Source organism: Spiroplasma endosymbiont of Phyllotreta cruciferae, from assembly GCF_918697755.1.
Map to the genome: position 1 here is coordinate 694,645 of NZ_OU953854.1, position 25,076 is coordinate 719,720.

General features: G+C 28.9%; 32 protein-coding genes, 4 pseudogenes and 1 riboswitch. Of the genes and pseudogenes, 6 read left to right on the top strand and 30 right to left on the bottom strand.

What is annotated here, in order from left to right; all coding sequences use genetic code 4:
- Positions 1–136: 136 nt before the first annotated feature.
- From NL276_RS04625 to tpiA, 15 genes are all read right to left on the bottom strand, one after another.
- Entirely contained in the window at positions 137–478 is a 342-nt protein-coding gene (locus tag NL276_RS04625; RefSeq protein ID WP_253301386.1) for a hypothetical protein, read from the bottom strand.
- An 89-nt stretch (positions 479–567) separates the two neighbouring features.
- Positions 568–732: a hypothetical protein gene (locus NL276_RS04630; RefSeq protein WP_253301387.1), complete on the bottom strand. Its 165-nt coding sequence runs from the start codon at positions 730–732 to the stop codon at positions 568–570.
- Positions 733–819: 87 nt separating this feature from the next.
- Positions 820–1,461 (bottom strand): solute carrier family 23 protein, encoded by a 642-nt coding sequence (locus NL276_RS04635; RefSeq protein WP_253301388.1) that lies wholly within the window; start codon positions 1,459–1,461, stop codon positions 820–822.
- A 183-nt stretch (positions 1,462–1,644) separates the two neighbouring features.
- Positions 1,645–1,745: riboswitch (purine riboswitch) on the bottom strand.
- A gap of 40 nt (positions 1,746–1,785) precedes the next feature.
- On the bottom strand, positions 1,786–2,070 hold the full coding sequence (locus NL276_RS04640; RefSeq protein WP_253301389.1) for a hypothetical protein: 285 nt from the start codon (positions 2,068–2,070) through the stop codon (positions 1,786–1,788).
- Positions 2,043–2,477 carry a hypothetical protein gene (locus NL276_RS04645; protein WP_253301390.1) on the bottom strand — a complete coding sequence of 145 codons (435 nt, stop codon included), beginning with the start codon at positions 2,475–2,477 and terminating at the stop codon, positions 2,043–2,045. Before NL276_RS04645 ends, NL276_RS04640 begins: the two co-directional genes overlap by 28 nt.
- A 366-nt stretch (positions 2,478–2,843) precedes the next feature.
- Positions 2,844–3,227, bottom strand: coding sequence for a RidA family protein (locus NL276_RS04650; RefSeq protein ID WP_253301391.1), 384 nt, complete (start codon positions 3,225–3,227; stop codon positions 2,844–2,846).
- Positions 3,228–3,284: 57 nt separating this feature from the next.
- Entirely contained in the window at positions 3,285–3,548 is a 264-nt protein-coding gene (locus NL276_RS04655) for a hypothetical protein (protein WP_253301392.1), read from the bottom strand.
- A gap of 9 nt (positions 3,549–3,557) precedes the next feature.
- A complete protein-coding gene (locus tag NL276_RS04660; protein WP_370281056.1) occupies positions 3,558–3,863 on the bottom strand; it encodes an aminotransferase class I/II-fold pyridoxal phosphate-dependent enzyme in 306 nt (101 codons plus the stop codon).
- Entirely contained in the window at positions 3,751–4,422 is a 672-nt protein-coding gene (locus NL276_RS04665; RefSeq protein WP_253301393.1) for a beta C-S lyase family protein, read from the bottom strand. The genes NL276_RS04660 and NL276_RS04665 overlap by 113 nt, the downstream gene beginning before the upstream one ends.
- A gap of 11 nt (positions 4,423–4,433) precedes the next feature.
- Positions 4,434–6,155: a fructose-specific PTS transporter subunit EIIC gene (locus NL276_RS04670; RefSeq protein ID WP_253301394.1), complete on the bottom strand. Its 1,722-nt coding sequence runs from the start codon at positions 6,153–6,155 to the stop codon at positions 4,434–4,436.
- A gap of 2 nt (positions 6,156–6,157) precedes the next feature.
- Positions 6,158–6,715, bottom strand: a complete 558-nt coding sequence (locus tag NL276_RS04675; protein WP_253301395.1) for a DUF2649 family protein — start codon at positions 6,713–6,715, stop codon at positions 6,158–6,160.
- Positions 6,716–6,867: 152 nt separating this feature from the next.
- A complete protein-coding gene (locus tag NL276_RS04680; protein ID WP_253301396.1) occupies positions 6,868–7,305 on the bottom strand; it encodes a DUF3627 domain-containing protein in 438 nt (145 codons plus the stop codon).
- Positions 7,298–7,672 carry a hypothetical protein gene (locus tag NL276_RS04685; RefSeq protein WP_253301397.1) on the bottom strand — a complete coding sequence of 125 codons (375 nt, stop codon included), beginning with the start codon at positions 7,670–7,672 and terminating at the stop codon, positions 7,298–7,300. The genes NL276_RS04680 and NL276_RS04685 overlap by 8 nt, the downstream gene beginning before the upstream one ends.
- A gap of 306 nt (positions 7,673–7,978) precedes the next feature.
- Positions 7,979–8,125, bottom strand: coding sequence for a hypothetical protein (locus NL276_RS04690; protein ID WP_253301398.1), 147 nt, complete (start codon positions 8,123–8,125; stop codon positions 7,979–7,981).
- A 522-nt stretch (positions 8,126–8,647) separates the two neighbouring features.
- On the bottom strand, positions 8,648–9,385 hold the full coding sequence (gene tpiA / locus NL276_RS04695; protein ID WP_253301399.1) for a triose-phosphate isomerase: 738 nt from the start codon (positions 9,383–9,385) through the stop codon (positions 8,648–8,650).
- A 111-nt stretch (positions 9,386–9,496) separates the two neighbouring features.
- On the opposite strand from tpiA, the gene NL276_RS04700 reads away from it, so the two are divergent.
- On the top strand, positions 9,497–9,853 hold the full coding sequence (locus tag NL276_RS04700; protein WP_253301400.1) for a rhodanese-like domain-containing protein: 357 nt from the start codon (positions 9,497–9,499) through the stop codon (positions 9,851–9,853).
- On the opposite strand, the gene NL276_RS04705 is transcribed toward NL276_RS04700, so the two are convergent.
- The 5 genes and pseudogenes from NL276_RS04705 to NL276_RS04740 all read right to left on the bottom strand — a co-directional run bounded on the left by NL276_RS04705 (position 9,843) and on the right by NL276_RS04740 (position 15,299).
- The gene (locus tag NL276_RS04705; protein ID WP_253301401.1) at positions 9,843–11,255 is read right to left on the bottom strand and encodes an APC family permease; all 1,413 of its coding nucleotides are present in this window, start codon (positions 11,253–11,255) and stop codon (positions 9,843–9,845) included. The genes NL276_RS04700 and NL276_RS04705 overlap by 11 nt on opposite strands.
- Positions 11,256–11,335: 80 nt before the next feature.
- Positions 11,336–12,271, bottom strand: coding sequence for a DNA-binding protein WhiA (whiA, locus tag NL276_RS04710; RefSeq protein ID WP_253301402.1), 936 nt, complete (start codon positions 12,269–12,271; stop codon positions 11,336–11,338).
- A gap of 69 nt (positions 12,272–12,340) precedes the next feature.
- Positions 12,341–14,727: pseudogene (secA, locus tag NL276_RS05275) on the bottom strand (preprotein translocase subunit SecA).
- 115 nt (positions 14,728–14,842) lie between these two features.
- Positions 14,843–15,100, bottom strand: a complete 258-nt coding sequence (locus NL276_RS04735; RefSeq protein ID WP_253301406.1) for a hypothetical protein — start codon at positions 15,098–15,100, stop codon at positions 14,843–14,845.
- A complete protein-coding gene (locus NL276_RS04740) occupies positions 15,084–15,299 on the bottom strand; it encodes an Lrp/AsnC family transcriptional regulator (protein ID WP_253301407.1) in 216 nt (71 codons plus the stop codon). Before NL276_RS04740 ends, NL276_RS04735 begins: the two co-directional genes overlap by 17 nt.
- A gap of 259 nt (positions 15,300–15,558) precedes the next feature.
- Here NL276_RS04740 and argF point away from each other — a divergent pair.
- From argF to aguA, 5 genes and pseudogenes are all read left to right on the top strand, one after another.
- Positions 15,559–16,630: pseudogene (argF, locus tag NL276_RS05280) on the top strand (ornithine carbamoyltransferase).
- Between the two features lie 5 nt (positions 16,631–16,635).
- Positions 16,636–17,238 carry an amino acid permease gene (locus tag NL276_RS04760; protein ID WP_253301410.1) on the top strand — a complete coding sequence of 201 codons (603 nt, stop codon included), beginning with the start codon at positions 16,636–16,638 and terminating at the stop codon, positions 17,236–17,238.
- Positions 17,222–17,446 carry an amino acid permease gene (locus NL276_RS04765; protein ID WP_253301411.1) on the top strand — a complete coding sequence of 75 codons (225 nt, stop codon included), beginning with the start codon at positions 17,222–17,224 and terminating at the stop codon, positions 17,444–17,446. Before NL276_RS04760 ends, NL276_RS04765 begins: the two co-directional genes overlap by 17 nt.
- A gap of 9 nt (positions 17,447–17,455) precedes the next feature.
- Positions 17,456–18,052 (top strand): amino acid permease, encoded by a 597-nt coding sequence (locus NL276_RS04770; protein ID WP_253301412.1) that lies wholly within the window; start codon positions 17,456–17,458, stop codon positions 18,050–18,052.
- On the top strand, positions 18,045–19,133 hold the full coding sequence (gene aguA, locus NL276_RS04775; RefSeq protein ID WP_253301413.1) for an agmatine deiminase: 1,089 nt from the start codon (positions 18,045–18,047) through the stop codon (positions 19,131–19,133). Before NL276_RS04770 ends, aguA begins: the two co-directional genes overlap by 8 nt.
- Positions 19,134–19,195: 62 nt before the next feature.
- Here aguA and NL276_RS04780 read toward each other — a convergent pair whose 3' ends face one another.
- From NL276_RS04780 to NL276_RS04815, 10 genes and pseudogenes are all read right to left on the bottom strand, one after another.
- Entirely contained in the window at positions 19,196–19,372 is a 177-nt protein-coding gene (locus tag NL276_RS04780; RefSeq protein ID WP_253301414.1) for a hypothetical protein, read from the bottom strand.
- Positions 19,373–19,505: 133 nt separating this feature from the next.
- On the bottom strand, positions 19,506–20,057 hold the full coding sequence (locus tag NL276_RS04785; protein ID WP_253301415.1) for a DDE-type integrase/transposase/recombinase: 552 nt from the start codon (positions 20,055–20,057) through the stop codon (positions 19,506–19,508).
- Between the two features lie 12 nt (positions 20,058–20,069).
- A pseudogene (locus tag NL276_RS05285) lies at positions 20,070–20,294 on the bottom strand (helix-turn-helix domain-containing protein); the annotation flags it as partial.
- A 63-nt stretch (positions 20,295–20,357) separates the two neighbouring features.
- The gene (locus NL276_RS04790) at positions 20,358–20,621 is read right to left on the bottom strand and encodes a transposase family protein (protein WP_253301010.1); all 264 of its coding nucleotides are present in this window, start codon (positions 20,619–20,621) and stop codon (positions 20,358–20,360) included.
- 46 nt (positions 20,622–20,667) lie between these two features.
- Complete coding sequence (locus tag NL276_RS04795; protein ID WP_253301416.1) at positions 20,668–20,985, bottom strand: hypothetical protein; 318 nt, start codon at positions 20,983–20,985, stop codon at positions 20,668–20,670.
- 12 nt (positions 20,986–20,997) lie between these two features.
- A pseudogene (locus NL276_RS05290) lies at positions 20,998–21,318 on the bottom strand (IS3 family transposase); the annotation flags it as partial.
- The gene (locus tag NL276_RS04800; RefSeq protein ID WP_253301010.1) at positions 21,285–21,548 is read right to left on the bottom strand and encodes a transposase family protein; all 264 of its coding nucleotides are present in this window, start codon (positions 21,546–21,548) and stop codon (positions 21,285–21,287) included. The gene NL276_RS04800 and the pseudogene NL276_RS05290, both read right to left, overlap by 34 nt.
- 89 nt (positions 21,549–21,637) lie before the next feature.
- Complete coding sequence (locus NL276_RS04805) at positions 21,638–22,873, bottom strand: phosphoglycerate kinase (RefSeq protein ID WP_253301417.1); 1,236 nt, start codon at positions 22,871–22,873, stop codon at positions 21,638–21,640.
- A 65-nt stretch (positions 22,874–22,938) separates the two neighbouring features.
- Complete coding sequence (gene trxB / locus NL276_RS04810) at positions 22,939–23,880, bottom strand: thioredoxin-disulfide reductase (RefSeq protein WP_253301418.1); 942 nt, start codon at positions 23,878–23,880, stop codon at positions 22,939–22,941.
- The gene (locus NL276_RS04815; RefSeq protein ID WP_253301419.1) at positions 23,864–25,069 is read right to left on the bottom strand and encodes a prolipoprotein diacylglyceryl transferase; all 1,206 of its coding nucleotides are present in this window, start codon (positions 25,067–25,069) and stop codon (positions 23,864–23,866) included. The genes trxB and NL276_RS04815 overlap by 17 nt, the downstream gene beginning before the upstream one ends.
- Positions 25,070–25,076 lie beyond the last annotated feature (7 nt).

Below are 25,076 nucleotides of genomic sequence, written 5' to 3' on the forward strand. Positions count from 1 at the left end.
TTATTATCTAAACGCATATTATTGGTCTCCTTATCTTCTTTTTTACATTTTAAAATAAACTTGTTATCAATACAATCATTCTTTTATATTATTTTTAACAAAAAAACTCTTTTTTTAAAGAGTTTTTTTTGTAAATTTATCTTTTTAACTTTACTGGGACAAAGGCAAAAGCAATAAAATACCCAATAAAACATAGATCTAAAATATAAATTGGAATTGCAACATTCTTAGCTTTTTTTGTAATTAAACAAATTAAGGCATATGCAATAAAACCAAGTGCTAAACCATTTGTAATTGAAAAAGTAACAATCATCGTAATAATTGTAAAGAACGCAGCAATTCCAAATTCGGGTTTTGCTCATTCAATATCTTTAATTTGACTAACCATTAATGTTCCAGCAAAGACAACGGCCGCTCCAGCAATCGCGGGAGTAATTAATTTAAAAATTGGAAATAATGGAATTACAACTAAAAACATGACTCCTGTAATAATAGCTGAAAAACCAGTTCGTTCTCCTTGCGGAACTACTGTTGTTGATTCAACAAAACTTGTAACAGGTGAACATCCTAATGTTCCCCCACTAAAGTTTCAACCGAATCAGCAATTAAAGCCCGTGGTTTTAATTTATATCGTTGTTCTGTTGCCGTTGAAATTTGCGTTGAAACCGAATATAACGTTCCTGTCGTATCAAAGAAATCTACAAATAGAAAAACGAAAATCGAAATATACATAATTGGGGATGTTCAAATTTTTGGATTAGTAAATGTTGTAAAAGTTGACTTTAAATTAGTACCAAAACCATTAAAATCACTATAACTTTAACCCTTTCAATAGGCAAAATTTGTGCGAATAAAATCACTGTCAATAACAACGGAGGAGGAGGAAAAGAGAGAGATCACACGCGCGCTATATAATATAGCGCGCGTGTGATCTCTCTCTTTTCCTCCTCCTCCGTTGTTGTTGTTGAGAGAGATCATTGGTCAATTAGTTTTTAAATTTCCTAATGTTGCAACAGGAATCCCGCCATTAACAACAATGCCTCCTGATGTAAAAGCATTGTCACAAACAAAACCAATATTGTGCAAACCAATATAAGTAATAAAAAATCCTATCCCAGCTCCAATTGCTAATTTTAATGAATTTGGAATTGCATTAATAACAATTGTTCGTAATTTTGTTACTGAAATAAGACAAAAAATAATCTCAGACAGCATTACTGCAATTAAAGCCCCTTGATAACCCAAACCATTATTAGCAACGTTAAAAGTAAAAACAGCATTTAACCCCATTCCTGGTGCTAACCCAACCGGCATATTAGCTGATAATCACATAATTAATGTTGCAATAAAAGATGCAAGTGCTGTTGCAACAAAAATTCCCCCAAATGCCATATTCTGACTTGGATCTGTTGAATGATTAATATCTGGGGCAGTAGATAACATATTTGGTTGTACGGACAAAATATATAACATTGCTAAAAAAGTTGTTAAACCACCAATAATTTCTTTCTTAAAAGTAGTTTTTAAATCACCAAAGTGAAAAAAAGTTTCAATCTTTTTTTAAAACATATAAGCTAACTCTCCATTCAAATTTATGTAAAAATAAAAAACATTAACCTTGTTTATAAACATAAGTTAATGCAAAAAAGAAAAGCATTAACCTATATAGTACTTATTCCAGTGGTAAGACGTAGAAACGCTAGACCATATTACTGGCATATACAGGTGGTGTTTAATATATTTACTCTTTAAATATACCGAATTAAATTCTAAAATTCAATCCCTCTAAGAAAAACAAATAACATTTTCTGAAAATGGTAAAAAAGCTTTAAAACTAGTATAAATTTTAAAAGCTTTTAAGTCTTTATCTGATAAATATTCTGTTGCTAATGTTATTAAATCTTGGCGATAATGTTCTACTAAGTTTGTTCAACAGAACCAACCAAGAATTAAAAAAATAATGCCCATAATTGACAAAACCTGAATTGCAATTCCAACTCCATTAATAACATCATTGTCTTTTAAATATTTGGTTAAGACAACTAAAATTGTTGTAACAATAAATAACAATAAACAAACACTAAAAATCATGATAAAAATTTTAATCAAAAAAAACATTTTGATTCTTTTGTTTTTTTATTATAAACATAATAAAAATGAAAAATTATATCATAAATTTTAGCAATACTTTGATCTTTATAATCATTTTGTTGAATAACTACGGCATTGCTTATTTTAGAAAAATTACGCGCTTTAATAATATGTTTTCGTTCCCCAATGTTAACATCTTGAAGATCATTATCATTTAACATTTTTCTAAATAATTTTCGTGGTTCTAAATCTGTTTTACGTTTCTTATATCCAAGTAGAACAAAACCAAAAGTCAATCACCCCAAAAGAAACAAACCTGTAATTACAATAAAAACAAAATAAACTAATCCCGTTATTTGTGCTAATCCAAACATTTTTAATCACATTCTTCCTACATATAAATCTTACCTTATTTTTTAGATTCTTGGACTGGTTCTTCTGTAATTAGTTTGCCATTTTCATCAAATGACTTCGCACAAAATCCAACACCACCTAAAACTTCTGGGACACATTTAAAATTATTTTCAATTTCTTGTAATTTTTGTTGAATTTCTGCTTCTGTTAATTGATTATCTTTTTGTTCTTTTTCATAATTTTAATTCCTCACTATAAATAATTATAACACTTTATTTTACAAGCAATAAGAAGATGCCCTTAATTAATTTTCTTGATATTTTAATATTTTTTTATATAAAAATACATAATAAAAACAAAGAAAATTTTTTCTTTGTTTTAACATAAGTTACAATTAATTATTCCAAATAAGCAATTGCTTCAATTTCAACTAAAGCATCTTTCGGCAATCCTGCAACAGCCACTGCTGAACGAGCTGGGAAGTCTTCAGTAAAATATGTCCTATAAACTTCATTCATTGCAGCAAAATCATTGATATCTTTTAAGAAAATGGTAACTTTTACAACATTTGCTAAACTATAACCAGCTGATTGAACAATTGCTTTTAAATTTTCCAATGATCATTTTGTTTGATCAGTAATTGTTGTTCCACCAAAAGTCATTGTTGATGGATCTAATGGTAATTGCCCCGAGATATATAAAAAGTTGCCAACTTTAATTGCTTGTGAATATGAGCCAATTGCCTGAGGAGCTAATGTCGTTGCGATAATTCTTTTACTCATCTTAAATTTTCCTTTCTTATTTAGTAAAAATTGTTATTAGAATGTTAATTAATTTTACTACCATCGCAAAGGATGTACCAATATTAATTCTAAAACATGCTGATGGAGTTTCAACAAAGTCATCATCTTTACTAACAATCAATTTGTATTTAATAATAATTTATTAACTTCTTGCGAAGTTAGATTAGTTTCTGCATAATTAATTCAAACAAAATACGATGCTTCTAACTTCATAACTTTTAAACCTGAAATATCCGCTAGTTTTTCGGCAACATACCGGTAATTCTTTGCAATATAACTTAACATTGCTGTCTTTCACATAATTACTTCCTAATTATTATAGGCAGCAAGATAAGCTGGAATGGTAAACAAATTGGGTGACGTAATTGAAGCGCGTTGATATTGTTCATCAATTTTAGTTCTTAACATTTTATTATGCGTAATTAAATATGATGATTTTAAACCGCCAAGGTTAAAAGCTTTATTTGGTGAATTACAAATAATTAGATAATTATCCGAAATTTTAAATGATAGTAACGAATGAAATTCAACATTTGGTAATGCTAAATCGCCGTGTATTTCATCTGATATTATTAAAACATGATATTGTTCACAAATAGTAATTATTTTTTGTAATTCGGTCCTTGTTCAAACACGCCCCCAGGGTTATGTGGATTACACAAGATAAATAATTTTGGTTGATATTTTTAATTGTTGCTTCAAACATCGAAAAATCAACTTGGTAAGTATCACCTACTCATTGTAATTGATTTGCAAGAAGCCGCCGGTTATTGTTAACAATAACTTGTCCAAATGGACCATAAACTGGCGTTTGAATTAAAAAATAATCGTTAACATCGGTTAAACATTGAATTAATCGATGCAAAGCATTAACGGTCCCATGCAATAACTTAATTTTATCAACTGGAACCACCACTTTGTGTTGATGACAATATAAATTACTAATTGCCCGATAAAGATCATCACTAACATAACTATAACTATAAACACCTTTTTTTGCACGTGCTAAAATAGCGTCCATAATTGGTGATGGTGTAGTAAAATCTAAATCAGCGATTGATGAATTAATGATATTATCACCATTTAGATGATAGTTTTTTGCAATGAAAGCTTGGTCTCATTTTCGCTCTAAATTTTGACTACGATCAATGATAATATCAAAGTCATATTTCATTATAATTACTGTTACCTTTCTACCTTAAGATTACTTTTTTTCTGTTTTCGATTTAAATATTGTTCTTGTTCATCGGTTGATGATAATTGGTTAAATTTTTTTAAATGTTGTTTTTTAACCGCTGGAACAATTCCTGATGATAAAATATTAACTGTTCAAGTCTGTACTTTTTTCTCGATTATTGGTTTTGTCTTAATATATTTTAAAACTAATAATAAGCTTGTTGATATTGCACATCCAATAATAGCAAAGATTAATCATAGTAAGATTTCAATACCAATGGAAACTGCCCCTGTTGCAGATTGCATTCTGGCCATTGTAATAAAACCACCACCAGTAATTGTTGATCCTAAATTAAATGCGGCACATAATCCCCTTGAAACAGCACCACCTAACATGAAAGAAGGAATTATTCGGAATGGATCAGATAAGGCAAATGGGATTGCCCCCTCTGTAATTCCTAATGATGATAAAATTCACGACATTTTTCCGGCTTCTTTTTCATATTGGTTTGAAAAACGACGACCAATAAGCGTTACTAATGCTGTAGTTCAACCAGTTCCAATTCCAGCTGCTCAAAAGCAAGCATATGGTACTAATAATGCTGGATTAGTTAATTGCCCACTAGTAAAGGCTTGTGAAAATGATGCAAATGAGAAAGCCCATGCCACTTTATTAAACGGCCCACCCAAATCAAAGACACACATCATTCCAATAATAATTCCTAACAAGGCGGCTAAATTAGATGTCTGTAAAGTTGTTAACCCACTAAAAATAACATTAATTAATAAAGCGATTGGTTGTCCAATAACAAATAAAATCACACACATACTAATTAATGACCCCAAAACCGGATAAACAAACCACGTTAAGACTCCTTGCATTTTTTGACTAACTAAATATTTTTTAAATAGTTTAATCATATATCAAACTAGAATCCCAGTAATTAAACCCCCCAAGAATCCAAGACCATCAACAATTACTGTTCCATCAGCAGCAGTTTTTGTAACATAGACACATGCTAAACCACCAAGAAAACCCGGTGTTAACCCTGGTTTATCAGCCATTGCATAAGCAATATAAGCCGCTAAAACTGGTGCTAATAAAATACTTAAACTTTTTCCAGCAACATTGCTTAAAGTGTTCAACCAATTAGCGTGTTGCACAATATAATCCGCTCCAGCAATTTGAATGATAATTGTAATTAAAGCTTGAATTGCTGTTCCAGCAACAATAACAGGAACCGCATAAGAAATTCCAGTTAAAACCGCATTTTTTAAACTAACAGCCCCTCCTTTAAAATGTAATTTAAATCAACCTCTTTCTTTTTTAATTTTAGTTTGTTTTGTTGTTGGAATATGTTGATTTGGAAGTTGCCGCATAATTTGAAATGTTTTTTTAAAAACACCATCAACATCATGTAATGGTTCACTAACCGCTATTTTTAAAATTGGAATATCAACAAACCGTTCTTGTTCACCAATAGCAATATCAGCAGCAATAATTAGCACATTAGCATTTTGAATATCTTCTGTTGTTAATTTATCTTCAAAACCATTTTCTCCTTGTTTTTCAACTTTGACAGCATATCCCAATCGTTTTGCTTCATCTTCAATTTTTTTAGCAGCCATGTATATATGTGCTACTCCAGCTGGACAAGCTGTAATTCCTAAAACATATCCCTTATAATCTTCGTTTGCGCCAATTGTTGTTTCATCTTCTGCTTGTAACAATGCTATAATTTTTTTTTATCACTTTCTGTTTTTAAAGTTTGACGAAGATCAGCATTTAATAATTTTTTTGCAACATTACTTAATACTTCCAAATGAATATCATTTTTCTTATTCGTTGGAATAATTAAAGCAATCGCAACTTGCACAGGACTATTATCAAATGTTGGTCATGATAGCCCCGTTTGATAACAAACAAAAATAACAGCTGGTTTTTTAATATCTTTCATGCGGGCATGTGGAACTGCAAAACCATCTTCTAATCACGTTGATGTTTCATGTTCGCGTGTTCACAATGCTTTTACTAACTTGTTAATATTATCAATGCACCCCGCTTTGTAAGCAATTGATGATAATTCTTGGTAGTAAGAAAAAAGTTGAGGTTTTATAAAAATTATAAATAACATAATTAGAAATAAAATCACAATTCAAACACCAATCATAAGAGTTAAATATTCATTTTGAGTCAAATTCCAGGTTGTAATACTTTCAACGTTAGATTTGTCAATAAACAAAAATACATGAGTAAAAAACTCTTTTAATTTTTCTCAATCATTTTGCATATTTAAAAACTCCACATTTTTTGAATAAGTTTAAAAAACATTCCAAAAAATAAAACAATAAATAATACAAAAGATATAACATATAAAAATTTAGGAGCATTTGAACCAATAATATAACTAACAAATTGAACTCAATAGTCATATAAACTCATTTAATTTAAACTTTCTAAATCATTGATTAATTGTTGCACTTTTTCATCACTTCAATTTGTTAAATTATTATTATTGTTTGTTTTTACTTTTTGAGGTTCACCAGGAAATATTGCTTTTTTCATTTGTGTAAAATAATTTTGTTTATATTGATTATACAAATTAATTATTTCTGTTCCAGTTAAATACTTTCAAATATGTCATTTTAAATTTTCATCATATTTTACAATAGGATAAGAATTATCACAAATCAAACCAATAGCTACTTGTTCTAAGTGTTTTTCACTAGGATAAATAAATTTATTACTCAATCAAAAACCAATGTGACGATTATGATTAGGTAAATTTATAAAACTTGCTTTATCTGTTTCAAAAACTATCAACTCTTTACGAATAAAATAATTTTCTACATTCTGATTTTTCTTAACAAAATTACTCAATTTTATCAACTCCTCCTCTTAGCATTTTACCTTCTCCTAATTCTCCAATTATATTTTCTAACGGTAACAATTGTTTCTTTAACACCATAACTTTATATTCCTTAATTTCTGATATATGCTCTTCAATTACAAAAAATAAAATAATAAATATAAAAATTAAAAATAAAGAAAGAATTAAAATACCAACTATTATTTCTCTATTTGAAAACAAAATAAAACCTACAATAATTGCAATAAGATTAATTAAAAATAAAAAATAACAAAAACCAAAACCAAAACCAAAACCAAAACCAAAACCAAAATTTTTAATAATAAAATCTCTCTTTAATTTTTTATATTCCTTAGTTGTTTTAAATTTTATATCCATAATATAATCTCCTAACTAAATATCTGTTTAATAAACAATGTTATATTTAATGTTTATATATTGCTTATTTATTGATAAAAACACTGATTATTAACAATGGTATACATAATGCTAATATCATTGTTTATCTAATGTTTAATAAACAATGTTATTAACATTGTTAAATATAAAAATGATAAAAATTGGCACACTGAAAAATACTATTAAGTTTTAAAGTAATAGTTATATAAAATAATAAATTAATAAAATATAAATAAACTAGTGTAGTGTGCCTTAACTAATACAAATAATTAGTTATAATAAATATTAAAATCCTTTAACCATAACACGGAAAAAGTTTAAAATCTTAATGATAACAAAAATACCAAATGGAATTAAAATACTTCACGCATCACCTAAAAAGGTCATTAATTGTGGTAATACAGCATAAATTGTTTCTTTAACTTTTATCATCACTTGTCCTAATCCACTTCAAATAGAACCCATTCCATCTTAAATAGTAGGCGTATCTGCTGCTAAAAAATTAACCGCTGTTTTTAAATACATACCTAACATTATTTTTTATCCTCCTTACTTTCAATTTCTTTTTTTCTTTTTTCTTACCTCGAATTTGACGAATTTTTTGATAAATCTATAAACCAATTCAAGCAAAAATACATAATATAATAACAACACTAAAAATTGTCGTTAATCAACCTGGCATAACTTAATTCCTCCTAAAAATTTAACTTGCGCGGCACGCTTCGCGTGTTCGCTACGCTCAAAATAAAAAAAACAATATAATAAGTTTGAGAAATTAAACAATTTCTCAAACTTATTATATTGTTTTTTTAGTAAATTTAAATTATAGATAAAATAGTTAAGATCTAATTAGTTTTTTCAAAATAAAAATTATATTTTAAAAATATAACTTTTTTATTTTAATTTACAATATTTAAAAAATGATAAAAATTATTCATCATTTCTTATTAATAATTATTTTACTAATCCTAAAAAAGTCTGTGGTTCTAAACTGGCACCGCCAACTAAAGCACCATCAATATCGGGTTGTGCTAATAATTCTTTAATATTATCTGGTTTAACACTACCACCATATTGAATTCGAATTACATTTGCTACCACTTCATCATAAAGCACAGCAATTTTAGCACGAATTATAGCACAAACTTTTTGAACAATTTCGGTGGTTGCTGTTTTTCCAGTTCCAATTGCTCAAATTGGTTCATAAGCAATGACAACTGTTTTTGCATTTTCCAAATCAATTCCTTGGAATGCTTTTGTAATTTGATTTTCAACAACTTGTTGCGTTTCATTATTTTCATATTGGTCTAATGTTTCACCACAGCAAATAACTGGCACCATCCCCTTTGCTAATAATTTTTTTGCTTTTAAATTAACAGTCTCATCAGTTTCATTAAACATTTCACGACGCTCAGAATGGCCAATAATAACATGTGTTATTTTTAGATCTTCTAACATATCAACTGAAATTTCACCGGTAAAAGCCCCAAAATCTTCATAATGACAGTTTTGTGCCGCAATAATCAAATTATTAGCATGTTGATGTCCAACAGCTAAATTAATATATGGTACTGCTATTCCCGCTTCTACTGTTAAATTACCACAAACAGGATCAACTTGATTTAAAAATTCAATTGTTTCACTACTTGTTTTATGCATTTTTCAATTTCCAATAATAATTGGTTTTCGCATTTTCTTCCCTCGTTTCTATATAACGTTTTAATTATATACTTAAATTTTACAGATTTCGTAGTAAAATAATAAGTTTCTTAATGTTATAATATATCACAAAGAGGTGAAAAAATGTTTTTTTCAGCATTTCAAATGAAATACAATACAAAATCAATTAAAAAATTACCAAAAATTAATAATTCTGAAAAATGGTTAATTATCGATGTTCGACCAAAAGAAGAATGATTGGAAAGTCATATTACCAATAGTATTAATATCCCTCATCATTTATTTCGTCTAATTTATTCAAAAAAAGTTATTAAAGATAAAAAAATTCTTTTTATTTCAAGTACTGGCCATTCCCATCTTGATTTATATCAATTATTAAAAAAACATAATTTTAAAGTTTACATTCTTATGGGGGGCTGAAAAAAAGTTCACCAGACCGATGAACTTGATAAAATCTTAACTTATAACCCTATTGATTAATTTTATTCATCACTGGGGTTTTTATTTGGTATGGAACTTGGGTAGTTGTTTTGTTTAATAACAATTCATTAATTCCTCATAAAATTAAACTTCCTCCAATAATAATTGCTAAGCTATATAAAGTATTATGATTACTTTTAAAAGCAGCAAAACTATAAATAATGTAACAAATTGAAACGAGTAACAAGAAGATAGCAAAGCCAGCATAGTAATACATTCCTTTTACTTTCGTTACTTCAACCCGTTTTGTATAACGATTTACTCATACAGCAACAATTAAACTAATATAGCAAATAAAAGCAACAAAACTAACTGCATTAGAAGATATATCTAATAAATAAAGTGGGTCATCTTTAATTCCTAAACTAGTTCCCATAATAATTAAATTAAAACTAACCGTAATTGCCATTTGAATTAAGCCAATTTGGTGATAACTTAATTCTTTTTTGCCAATATAAACAAGACGTTCATCTTGAACAGTTTGGCCTAATGCTGGTGAAACAAATGTTAAACCATTAATACTCATTAGTGCGGTAATAACAATAAATCAGTTCAAAACACAATCAATTGGTCCACCAATAATATTATTAAATAAACTAAAAACACTTCCATCGTTTGTCCCTAAGAATAACGAAATAACTTGAATTAAATAAAAAACTGTAATAAAAACCATTGCAACAAATAGTGCTTTTGGCACAACATTTTTGTTAGAAACTTCTTTTTGTAATCCTGCGGCATAAATAAATCCATCAAAAGAAAATAACACGGGTAAAAGGCCCATAAAGAAATTCCCAAATTTTAATTCTTTAAAACTATCAAACACATTTCCATTCATTGGAATAATGAATCCAATAATTAAACTTACCAATAGTGGAATAAATTTAACAAAAGTTCCAATGGTCTGTACTCATCTTCCAACATTTAGTAAAAAAATATTTAATAAGTAAAACAAGATTAAAAGAATACTACCCAAACTAATTGCAATTGCGTTTTGGGTCCCCTTTGTAATACTCTTGATTTCTAACGCATCAAACATTGTATTAATACTAAAAATTGGGAAAATTCCTAATAAAGTTGGAAAATAAAAAAAAATATAAAAAATTGAAAATAAACTTCCAACCTTACGACCAATTAAAACATTGGCTCATGATGCTAATGTTACATCCCCACTCTTTGTGTTAATAGAGGCAATTTCAATAAAAACCATAATCATCGCAATTCCTAAAATACAAACTAAAATTCATAATGCAATTGTTAAATATGGATTTTGGGTGAAATATAAAACGCGGCCCTCAGAAGTATCATTTTTTAAATAAATCCCAATTCCGATTGTAATTCCAACAGCCGTTGAAAAAACAGTTAAAAATTCAAAAAACTTAACATGTTTTTTCGTTTTTCCCATAATTTTTTCCTCCATTTTTTCAAATAAATAACCTTTAATAAACATATCTTATAAAAAATATAAGTAAATTATAGCATAGCTTACTTTTGATTTTCGTAATATTTTTTCTTAATTTCGCGGAAAAGATGATTAACTCCTGATTTTGAAATTTCTAAATTATGCTCACTCTCCAATAATAGCGAAAGATCTTGCAATGATGCATCCGGATAGGCAATCCGTAAAAACGCAACTTTTCTTGTATTATCATTTAATTCATCAAATAAATTATGTTCTAACAAATAATTAATCATAATAACTTGTTCCTCTCCAGCTTTCATTGCTTTTTGCTGGTTTGAAATTTCAATGTTATTTAACCGATTAATACTGTTTACCATGTCCCGCGAAATGCGCGTATTTTCAAATGCTAAAACACTATTAATTGCATCAATTAATTTTAGAAAATCAGAAACTAAAATTGATCTTTTAAGATAGCAGACATATTTATCGTGGCGGGTAACTATCTTAAAAGGAAAATGAAATTTGTGTAATAATCTGCGAAAAGTTTGCGCTGAAACATCATCAATAAACTGCACTTCTAAGTGATAGTTGCTTGTTTCGGGTGAATTAACACTACCACACGCCACAAAAATTCCCGCAATGTAAGCACGCTGTTGGCGTTCATTTCAATCAGCAGGAATTGTAATAATTTTTTTGTTGGTATCAGCATCAAAAATATTTAAGTCTTTTAGAATTTCTGAGGCACGTTCTTTAATTCGTAAAATAAACGTTTTATTTTTTTTTAATTTTGTTGTTTGCATAATAATAATGTCAATTTCAACTTGATATAAATTTTTAAGAAAGGAATAAATTGTACGAATAATTGCGTTACTAATTGAACTAACTTCAAAATTAAAATAATGGTTGCTAATATTTAATGTCATATTATATTTAACAAAACCACATAAAAAAGCTTTTTGACAAACTGGGTAAAATTCTTTTTTAATAATTTCCTCTTTAACTTCTAGCGCGAAACTCATTTTAATCCCTCTTTTATCTAATTTAATAGTACAGAAAAAACCACTATCTTGGCATAGTGGTTTAGACAATTAACCTTTTTGTTTAAATTCACGAACTTCTTGTTCAGAATCTTGCATTGGTTCAACGCTCCCATCCTCAACTTTTCGGATTACAACATTTGCTAATTTAATAACAACTTCATGAGCAATTGATAATTGCATATGTTCAAACAATTTTGCTGCTTCTTCAACATACGCATGAAGCGGATTAGTTTGAGCATAACTACGTAAATAAATCCCACTTCGTAATTTACTTGCTTGGTCAATATGCTTTGTCCAATATTCATCAAAAGAAGAAATAATTGCATTCCGTTCAATCTGATTCATCACATCAGCAGGAACATCCTCTGTCCGTGCTTGATAAAAGACATTCATTTTTTCTGCAAGATATTTTGCAACTTCTTCGCGGGTCATTTTTTCCATTACTGTTTTATCTAATGCATTATTTGCAACAACTTTATCGTTGACCCCTTTAATTAACTCATCATAACGAATAAATCATTCACCATGTGATTCATTTCCAAACATTTTTGTTAAATCATATGCTGCTGAATATTGCATCTTTTTAATAATTGGTTTTAAATCAGAAGCAATTAAAATTTGATCACGACGAGCATACATTGCTTCACGATGTTGTGCTAAAACATTATCATAATCTAAAATATGTTTTCGTTGATCAAAATTCATCCCTTCAACTTTTTTTTGCGCATTTGAAATTGCTCTTGTGTTAACATTCGTGATTGAATAAAATCTGACCCTAGTCTTGCAAAAATGCGACGTAATCGATCACCACAAAACGCATCATTAACTCATCATCCATCGCAACATAGAAACGTGAAAATCCAGGATCTCCTTGTCGTCCTGAACGCCCACGCAACTGATTATCAATCCGACGCGCTTCATTTCTTTCAACCCCAAAAACAGCTAAACAGCCAAGGTTAGTAACTCCTCCCCCTAATTTAATGTCAGTTCCCCGTCCCGCCATATTTGTTGCTAAGGTAATGGCCTTTTTTTCTCCCGCTTGCGCAATAATATCCGCTTCGCGCTCATGGTTCTTAGCATTTAACATTTCAAACTTTAAATTAGCATTGCGTAAATAATGAGAAACAATTTCTGATGATTCAACCGAAGTTGTCCCAATTAGAATTGGTTGTCCTTTTTCATGCAAAGTCAAAATTTCTTTCATCATTGCTTGCATTTTTGCATCACGATTAGCGAACATATAGTCTGCTTCATCACGACGAATTAATGGACGATTAGTTGGAATTTGAATTACTCGCATATTATAAATTTTTACAAACTCTTCTTCTTCTGTTTTTGCCGTTCCGGTCATTCCACTTAATTTATTATATAAACGGAAAAAGTTTTGATAAGTAATAGTTGCCATAGTTACTGTTTCTTGTTCAATTTCAAAATTGTTCTTTTGCTTGTAATGATTGTTGTAAACCATCACTATATGCACGCCCCGGAATTAATCGTCCGGTAAACTGGTCAATTAGAATAATTTCATTGTTTTGAACAACATATTCAATTCCGTTTTTAAAAACAAAATTAGCCTTCAAAGCATTTAAAATTAAATGATATAATTCAGTATTTTTAATGTCAAATAATGAATTAATTGAGAAAATCTTTTCTGCTTTTAAAATTCCTTCTGGAGTTAAATAAACTTGTTTTTGTTTCTAAATCAATTTCAAGATCATTTTCTCGTGACAATGATTTTGCAAAATGATCGGCTGCTTGATATTGTGGAATTCGATTTTGGCGACCTCCCGAAATAATTAATGGTGTGTTCTTGATTCATCAATTAAAATTGAATCAGCTTCATCAATAATAGCGTAGTTTAACCCGTGTTTGTACTTTATCACTATAGCCATATTATCACGTAAATAGTCAAATCCTAATTCAGCGTTAGTTGTATAAGTAATATCACAACTATATGCTGCTCTTTTTTCGTCTTTATTTCCACTACGAGTGTTTAACCCAACTGTTAAACCTAAAAATGAAAACACTTGACCATTAATCTCTGAATCCCGTTTTGATAAATATTCATTAACAGTAACAATATGAACTCCTTTTCCAGTTAAACCATTTAAATATGTTGGCATTAACGCAGTTAAAGTTTTTCCTTCTCCGGTTTTCATTTCAGCAACATCACCCTCATGTAGAACAATTCCTCCAATTAATTGGACACGATAAGCATGCAAACCCAAAATACGGCGCGCTGCTTCTCGTGCCACCGCAAAAGCCTCAATTAAAATATCATCTAATGTTGCACCCTGCGCTAATCTCTCTTTAAATTCAGCTGTTTTTGCTTTTAATGTTTCATCAGACAATGCTTGCATTGTTCCATCTAAGGCTATGATTTTGTCTGCTATTTTTCCATGTTTTTTTACAATATTACGATCGCTAACTGCCATGTAACTATCTCCTCTATTCTACACAATTATAAAAAATCATTTTTATTATATCATAAAAAATAATGTTCGCATAATTATTACACAATGTTAACAATTGTTCTTTTAGCGATAATTTTTATCCTCTGGTTTTCATGAATACGAGTCTCATAAAATTCTCACTAATTAAATGATACTTAACATCTAAAATACCAGGATAACTCTCTAATTCACTAATAAAATTAATCATTTCTTTTCCTGATTTAAACCAACATTGAATTGCAAAATCTTGGTCATGCCAATGACGTGATAAATATGAAACATAAACTTTATTATGTAATCATTCTTGTAAAACTTTAATATCAACATCCTGATTAATTTTAAAAAAAAATATCAACAAAATTAACATAACCGAAAGAATTTGGGTTGACAATGCAAACAGGTTTAACAATGTTTTGCGTCATTAACTTATTAATTCGCATTCGAATTGTTTTTTCAGAGATATTAATTGTTTTACTAATTTTACGCACTGAAATGCGACTATCTTTTTGTAACTGACCAATAATATCCCGATCTATTTTATCCAATCTAATCATACTATTACCTCTCAATTTAAATTAAAAAAACAAAATAACCTGATTTCATTCTAATAGGTCCTTATTTTAACTATTATTTTATAATTAAAATATTAATGCTACTGATTAAAATCCTTTGATGTCCTTTTTTATGCCTTAATCTTAACTTATTTCCGAAAAAAAATCCATTTTTTGCCTAATTAATTACAAAGTAATTAGAATTTTAATTTGTAAAATATTATTAGAAAAATATAATAAAAACAAAGAAAGGAGAATTACAATGAATCAATTACGACATTTTATTGATACCCAAGATTTTAGTAAAAATGAAATCTTAGATTTATTAACGCTAATGAAAAAACTAAAAACTGCGCGTTATAATGGGGCAATTCCGCCCTTATTACAAAATAAAACATTAGCAATGATTTTTGAAGAACCTTCAACAAGAACAAGAGTTTCTTTTGAAGCAGCAACGACATTATTGGGGGAGCATGCTCAATATTTAAAACCCGGCGAAATTCATCTTGGTCAAAAAGAGTCCCTTTATGATAGAATTAAAGTTTTATCACACATGACCGATGGAATTTTAATCCGCGCCCGAAAACATGAAACAGTGGAAGAAATTGCTAAAAAAGCTGATGTACCCGTTTTTAATGGTTTAAGTGATTACAATCATCCAACGCAAGCTTTATGTGATTTATTTACCATCCTTGAACATACTGATCCAATACTATATTTAAATAATGACTTTAGCAAATTAAAAATTGTTTTTATTGGTGATCGAACTAATGTTTGTAGTTCGTTAATACACATTACTACAAAAATTGGGATGAACTTTGTCCATAATTGCCCCTAAAAAATACCAATCACCAGCAGCATGAATTGATATTGCCAAAGCAAACATTAAGGAAAACAATGGTGGCAGTGTTTTAATCACCGAAGACTTAAATTATGTTAAAGATGCCAATATTATTTATACCGATTTATTATGATAATGAGTTGACCAAGAAGATGAAGCAAATGAACGCGTAAAAGCCTTTAAACCAACTTATCAAATTACTAATGCCTTAATGGCAAAAGCGGGACCACAAGCAAGATTTATGCACTGTTTACCAGCTTCACGAAATATTGAGGTTATGGATGAAGTTATCGATGGAAACCAATCAATTGTGTTCCAACAATCTGAAAACCGTTTGACAGCTCAGCTTGCCTTATTAGTTTATTTTATCTATCCACGCCTTGATATTGCCACAACAGCTACAAAAGATTATCATGCTGGTGACATCACTAGTTGATTAGATGATATCCAACGCCCATGAAAACAACGTTATACTTTTAATCATCAAGAATAATCATTATGAAAACAAAAAAATTAAAAATAACTGATATTATCCTTTTTACTTTTAGCGCCATTTTTTTTATTGACTCATTTGGTGCTGCTAAAATTGGATGATCATCAATTATTTATTGATTTTTATTAGAAATCTTTTATTTTCTTCCCTATGGTTTTATTAGTGCTGAATTAAGTTCAACCTTTGGTTCTGAAGGTGGAATGTATGTTTGAGTAAAAAAAGCATTTGGGCGAAAATGAGCTGCACGAACAAACTGATTATATTGAATTAACGTTGGACTATGAATGTCATCTGTTTACTTAGCTTTCTCAAGTACGTTATCGTTTGCCTTTTTTAATAAAACATTAAACTTTTGAATTAAAATTGCAATTTCCTTATTGTTAACTTGAATTACAATTTTATTAAATTTTATTAGGTTAGAAAAACTAAAATGAATTCCGAACTTAACTTCAGTAGCAAAATTAATTGTAACAATTACCTTAATTACAGGAGCAATTTATTGGTTGGCAAATGGTAATTCTGTTTCAACTCCAATTACATGATGCTCAATTTGGTTTTTTACCTTCCTGGTCAACAGGTGTTATCTTTCTTATGGTTATTATTTATAATTTTTCTGGATTTAAGTTGCAAAGTAATGCTACTGATAAAATTGATAATCCTCGTAAAACAATTCCTAAAAGTATTTTAATTAGTGAAATTATCATCATTATTTGCTATTTGATTGGAACAGCAGCTGTTAACATTATTGTTGATGTTAATCATCTTGATGAAGCAAATGGAATTATTCAATCAATTGGTGCTGCTTTTAAGGCCTAATGAGTCACAATGATTATTGCTATTTTTATATTGTTTACTTTCTTTGGAAAAATGATTACTTGAACATCTGGCACAAACTTAGCAATTAAGGAAGCTGCTGAAGATGGTGAATTCCCAACAATCTTTGCATCTAAATTAAAAAATGATACACCATTATGAGCATCAATTATTGCGGGTGTTATTTCAACGATTGTTATTTTAATTGGGGGAGCAATGCTATCAGCAACACCAAATGTTGCAAACTTATTTTGAACCTTATATGCTTTTTCATCGCTGATGTTTTTAGCCCCTTACTTTTTAATCTTTCCTGCTTACATTAAATTACGGCTTATCAAACCTAATATTGAACGACCGTTTAAAATTAAAGGACCCTTATGAGTGCAATGAATTATTGTTTTATTCCCAATCATTATTATTATTTTCTCTGTTATTTTGTTTATTTTTGGTAGTATTATTGTTAAGAATGATACGTGAGCTTTTAATAGTGGTGGACAACACGTTGCCTTTTGTATTGTTGGAAGTATTATCGTCATTATTATTAGGGAAATCTTAATTAGTTATAACAAATGAAAACACAAAAAAGGAGGAAACCAACAACATGAATAAATTACTAAAAACATTACCACAAGATGATGAATATTATATGCCCGGAGAATTTGAACCTCACCAAGGTTGTTGAATGATTTTCCCGGAACGAATTGATAACTGACGAAAAAATGCCGAACCTGCACAAGATGTGTATGCAAAAGTTGCAAACACAATTAATAAATATGAACCTGTTATAATGATTACTTCTCCACGAACAAAAGAAATTGCCACAAAGTTATTGGATCCAACCATTAAGATTTTAGTATTTGAAAATGATGATGCCTGAATGCGTGATGTTGGTCCAACATTTTTAAAAAACAAAAATGGTGACGTTCGTGCCGTTGATTGAATCTTTAATGCTTGGGGTGGCTTAAATGGTGGATTATATTATCCATGGGATAATGATGATAAAATTTCCGCTGAAGTATCTTCTTATTTGAAAATTGATCGTTACCGTACTTCATTTGTTTTAGAAGGAGGTAGTATTCATGTTGATGGCGAAGGAACTTTATATACTACTGAAGAATGTTTATTAAATCCTAATCGTAATCCACATTTATCAAAAATAGAAATTGAGGCAGCTTTAAAACAATACTTAAATGTTAAAAAAGTGATTTGATTACCTTATGGAATCTTTAATGATGAAACAAGTGGTCATATTGACAATATGTTATGTGTTGTTAAACCAGGGGCTGTTCTCTTAGCCTGAACTGATGATCAAAATGATCCCCAATATGAACGTAGTCGTGCTGCCCTTAAATTTATAGAAGCAACAACCGATGCAATGGGTCGTAAAATTAAAGTAATTAAATTACCAATTCCAACACCAATGTATACAACAAACGAAGACACCAGTGACATTATTGGCAAAGAACATGTTAAAGCACGATTAGAAAATACCCGCTTGGCTGGTAGTTATGTTAACTTCTATATTGCAAATGGAGCAATCATTTTACCAATTTTTAATTTGGCAACAGATCAGCAAGCAATCAATATTATTGGTGCTGCTTTTCCTCACTATAAGATTGAACCAATTTATGCTTATGAAATTTTATTAGGTGGTGGAAACATTCACTATATTACACAACAACAAATTTAAAAAATAAAAAACAACAATACTAGACTGCACCCATTTTAGTAAGTACTAATAAAAAGTATTTACTATTTTTTTATTATATCTTTTTCTTTACGATTTGAATATCATGTATTTAATTTTATAACATCTTGTATATATTCTTCATGTGAATTATATATTTTATTATGGATTGTAGCTTTCTTAAGTAATGAATGAAAACTTTCTATAACAATATTATCTGCACAGTGGTAATTTTTCCCCATTGAAATTATAATACCGTTAGATACACATTTATCGAGATAAATAGCGGATGTGTATTGATATCCGTGGTCTGAATGAATTATTATTCCATTCTAGACTGCACCCATTTTAGTAAGTACTAATAAAAAGTATTTACTATTTTTTTATTATATCTTTTTCTTTACGATTTGAATATCATGTATTTCATTTTATAACATCTTGTATATATTCTTCATGTGAATTATATATTTTATTATGGATTGTAGCTTTCTTAAGTAATGAATGAAAACTTTCTATAACAATATTATCTGCACAGTGGTAATTTTTCCCCATTGAAATTATAATACTGTTAGATACACATTTATCGATATAAATAGCGGATGTGTATTGATATCCGTGGTCTGAATGAATTATTATTCCATTCAGATCTTTTTTTATTAATTTTATTTTATTAATTGCATCATTTAAATTATCTATTACTAATTTATTGTCATTATATTTAGATCACTTTACATCAACTATTTCTTTAGTATATCCATCAATAATTGTTGATTGATAATATTTTTCTCTTTTTCAAATTAAATATGTTACATCAGTATATAGCACTGAAAACCTTGTTTTTATATCATTGAATTTACGATTAATTAAATCAGGATATTGCAATAAACTTTTTTCTTTATTCTGTTTATATTTCATTTTTCTTCTCATTTTTCTTACATATTCAGGTTGTATTTGATTATAACGCATAATCCTTAAAACTTTTTTTGAATTATATTTTATATCATAATCTTCTTTTAAATATTTAGTAATTCTTCGATATCCAAATTGTTTTAAATTTTCTTCATAGACTTTTACAATATCATTTATTGCTTCTTTATCTTTTTTGCTACTGTCATAATTTTTATATTTATCTCAATAACTACGTTTTAACCACGTTACTTCTAATTAATAATTTTATTGAATATTCATGACAATTTTGTTTAATAAAAGAGACGATTCTTAGTTTGCTTAATTGTAAAAGTCATGGAGCTTTTTTAATAATTCATACCTTGTTTTATAATATTCTAAATCTCTTTTACCAAAAGAGATTTTAGGTCCTTTATGATTGTTTAATTTTCCTTTTTTATGATTTGCTCATCAAGATTCTACTGTATTTGCATTTAGATTATATTGTTTTGCTACTACTCAACAACTTTTTTGTTTAATTTCCTCAATGATTTTTGTTCTAAATTCTGATGTATATTTGTTATATTTTTGACCTTTTCTTGCCATATAAAAATGCACCTCCTTTAAAAGTTTAGCAAAGTCTTTTTTTACTTTACTTACTTTTTGGGGTGCACTCTACCCCCCCCAGATCTTTTTTTATTAATTTTATTTTATTAATTGCATCATTTAAATTATCTATTACTAATTTATTGTCATTATATTTAGATCACTTTACATCAACTATTTCTTTAGTATATCCATCAATAATTGTTGATTGATAATATTTTTCTCTTTTTCAAATTAAATATGTTACATCAGTATACAGCACTGAAAACCTTGTTTTTATATCATTGAATTTACGATTAATTAAATCAGGATATTGCAATAAACTTTTTTCTTTATTCTGTTTATATTTCATTTTTCTTCTCATTTTTCTTACATATTCAGGTTGTATTTGATTATAACGCATAATCCTTAAAACTTTTTTTGAATTATATTTTATATCATAATCTTCTTTTAAATATTTAGTAATTCTTCGATATCCAAATTGTTTTAAATTTTCTTCATAGACTTTTACAATATCATTTATTGCTTCTTTATCTTTTTTGCTACTGTCATAATTTTTATATTTATCTCAATAACTACGTTTTAACCCCGTTACTTCTAATAATAATTTTATTGAATATTCATGACAATTTTGTTTAATAAAAGAGACGATTCTTAGTTTGCTTAATTGTAAAAGTCATGGAGCTTTTTTAATAATTCATACCTTGTTTTATAATATTCTAAATCTCTTTTACCAAAAGAGATTTTAGGTCCTTTATGATTGTTTAATTTTCCTTTTTTATGATTTGCTCATCAAGATTCTACTGTATTTGCATTTAGATTATATTGTTTTGCTACTACTCAACAACTTTTTTGTTTAATTTCCTCAATGATTTTTGTTCTAAATTCTGATGTATATTTGTTATATTTTTGACCTTTTCTTGCCATATAAAATGCACCTCCTTTAAAAGTTTAGCAAAGTCTTTTTTTACTTTACTTACTTTTTGGGGTGCACTCTATACTGTCGTTTTTTTATGTTATTTATTTTGAACAGCTTCAATTCCCGGTAATAGTTTACCTTCCATATATTCTAAACTTGCTCCACCACCAGTTGAAATATAAGTAAATTTGTCTTTATAACCTAATTGAATTGCAGCAGCAGCTGAGTCACCCCCACCAATTAAAGTAAAGGCATCGTTTAATTCAGCAATTGCAGCACAAATCGCTTTTGTCCCAATACTATAGTTATTAAACTCAAAAACTCCCATTGGTCCATTTCAAGCGACTGTCTTAGCACCAGCCAACTCTTTTTTAAACAATTCAATTGTTTTTGGTCCAATATCTAAGCCCATATACCCGTTATCAATTTCAACACCATTAGTAACTTTTGCTGGAGCATCAGCAAATTCTGGCGCTTCTAAAGCATCAATTGGTAAAATAATTTTCCCATTAGCTTTTGCCAAAAATTCTTTTGCAATATCAATTTTATCAGCTTCTAACAATGAATTCCCGATATTATGACCTTGTGCGGCAAAAAAAGTATATGCCATTCCTCCACCAATTAAAATCTTATCTACTTTTGTCAATAAATGTTCAATTACCCCAATTTTATCCGAAACTTTTGCACCACCAATAATTGCAACAAATGGTCTAACTGGGTTATCAACTCCTTGTGATAACATCTTTACTTCTTTTTCAACTAAAAACCCTAAACACGATTCACTAATATTTAAGGCAATTCCAATATTTGAAGCGTGAGCACGATGTACTGTTCCAAAAGCATCATTAACAAAAACATCACCTAGACTTGCTCAATATTTTCCTAATGCTGCATCATTTTTACTTTCTCGTTTTGCTTTTGCATTGCCATTATAATCAACATTAATTTGACCATCTTTATCAAGAATGTCAGCAAATCTTGTATTTTGAAATAAAATAACATCTTGTGCTTGCATTTCATTGATTTCTGTTTCCAATTCTTTTCCTTCAAAAGCATTAACAAATTTAACTGGCTGTCCTAATTTTTGTTCTAAAACTTTCGTAACAGGAGCCATATCACGTTTTTTTAAATCATCTGTTGTTTTTACTTTTCCTAAATGTGAAAATAAAATAACTTTTGCATCATGCTCTAATAAATATTTAATTGTTGGTAATGCGGCTGTAATTCGATTATCATCCGTTACTTGGCCATCTTTCATTGGCACATTAAAATCAACCCTAACTAAAACTTTTTTCCCATTAACTTCTACATCTTTTAATTCTTTTTTATTCATAATAAGTACTTTCTCGCTTTCTTTTTTGCTTTATCTAATATATATCTTATCGTAAATTCTTCCTTTTAATAGCAATTATCAAGATATTCTAAAGCAAATTGAGCTGCTTTTGCTCCATCACTAACAGCCGTCGCAATTTGCCGTAATGTGGTATTTGTAACATCACCAGCCGCATATAATCCTGGTACTTTTGTTAAACATTTATTATCCACAATAAAGTAACCATTTTCATCTAACACATCTAAATTTTTTGCAAAATCACTAATTGGAATTGCTCCAATATATGGAAAGACTGCACTAATTTCTAACTCTCTTATTTCATCAGTTTTAACATTTTTTACAACAATTGCTGTTACACGATTTGCATCAATATCTTTAATTTCTGTTACAATGCTATCAACAATAAAATTAATTTTAGGATTATCTTTTGCTTTACTAACAATGTTAATGTCTGTACGAAATTGATCACGACGATGAACTAAATAAACTTTATTAACAAACCGCGCTAAATACATTGCTTCTTCAATTGCAGCATAACCACCACCAACAACAACGACATCTTTTCCTTTGTATAATGCTCCATCACAAACAGCACAGTATGAAACACCACGACTATTTAACTCTAATTCTCCAGGAATTCCCAATTTTCGTTCAACAGTTCCTGTTGCCACAATTACTACTTTAGCAAATAATTTACCTCCTGATAATAAATCTAATTCAAATAAATTATCTTTTTTAGTAATATTCGTTACTCGTTCTGCTAAGTAAGGAATGTTTAGTTTTTGGGTTTGTTCAAACATTTTTAATGCTAAATCTGGACCTTGAATACTATCAAACCCAGGATAATTCTCAATTTCACTGGTTTTTGTTACTTTTCCCCCGGGGGCCCCTTTTTCAATCATCGCAATTTTAGCCATTGCTCGGGATCCATAAATTGCTGCAGTTATACCCCCTGGTCCTGCGCCAATGATTAACATATCATATATTTCATTAGTATTGTTTTTCATACAATCATCCGTCTTTTCTTCATTTCATAACAGCTATTCACTGTGCAAACAATATTAAAATTAGGCCAATCCCAATCATTAAACTAAGAATAACATAATCAAGGACACGCATATTTTTAATAAATAAATCATGATCATCACGTTGTGTTTCTAAAACTATCCGAATAATATTATAACCAGCAATATACATTCCTGTTTGAACCCCACAACGTAAAATTTTTAATCGATGTGGATTTTCTACCTTTTCTAACTTCCGTCCATCAGTCTTTAAAATTTGTTTAAGGCGTGCCCCTTGATATTTAAAATTAGTTTTTATTACTTGTTTTTTTGTCATCTTATACTTATTCTTAAAATAGATTTTTTTTAAATTTTCTTCCTGTGATAGATTATTTACTATCATTGGATCGGGTTTAATATCATAATATCATTTTGCTCAAATCCCTTTTCACGATAATTTCGTAAAATCAGGTTCTTCTTTCTTGAACCGCCAATAATAACTATAACGAAATATTAACGGTAATGCAAACACAATTAAAATTCATAATAAAACATTAGCAAATGATTCATATAAAAAAATCGGTTGAAAATATTGTACATTATTAAAATCAGTTGGATTAACACGACCACCGCCAATTCCAACCGCATCAGTTGGATGAAAATTATTTGGAATTGGATTAGGAACATATCATTTAAACAAATTATCCCGAATAAAACTTGGTAACCACATTAACTGCTCTAGTGCAACAGCGGCCCCCAATAACTCATGATTAAAAAAATTACCTCACCGACCAATTGCATGCGCCAATAAAATATTTGGAACAATTAAATCAGCATAAACTCAAATTGAAATATTGTGTTTTCGTGATTCAAACCCAAATCAAACTCAACCTGTAATTAAACCAAAAATTAAACCTCCATGAATACTCATTCCTGGTTGCCAAAAAGCAAACAAAGTAAAAAAGAAAATTGGATTTTTGACATCATATTTTCCAAAAAAACTAGCTCCTAATAAAGCAATTGGTGAAATAACAAAGATTCCTAAATATAATCCCTGCGTTGGAATATGACGCTTGCGAAAATTAACTAACGACAAAATAATTGTAATTGCAAAACCACAAAAAATTAAAAATCAATATGGCCGAAATCAATTCCCATACGTATCATGGGCAATTAATGTTGCTAAATTCACAAGCCCC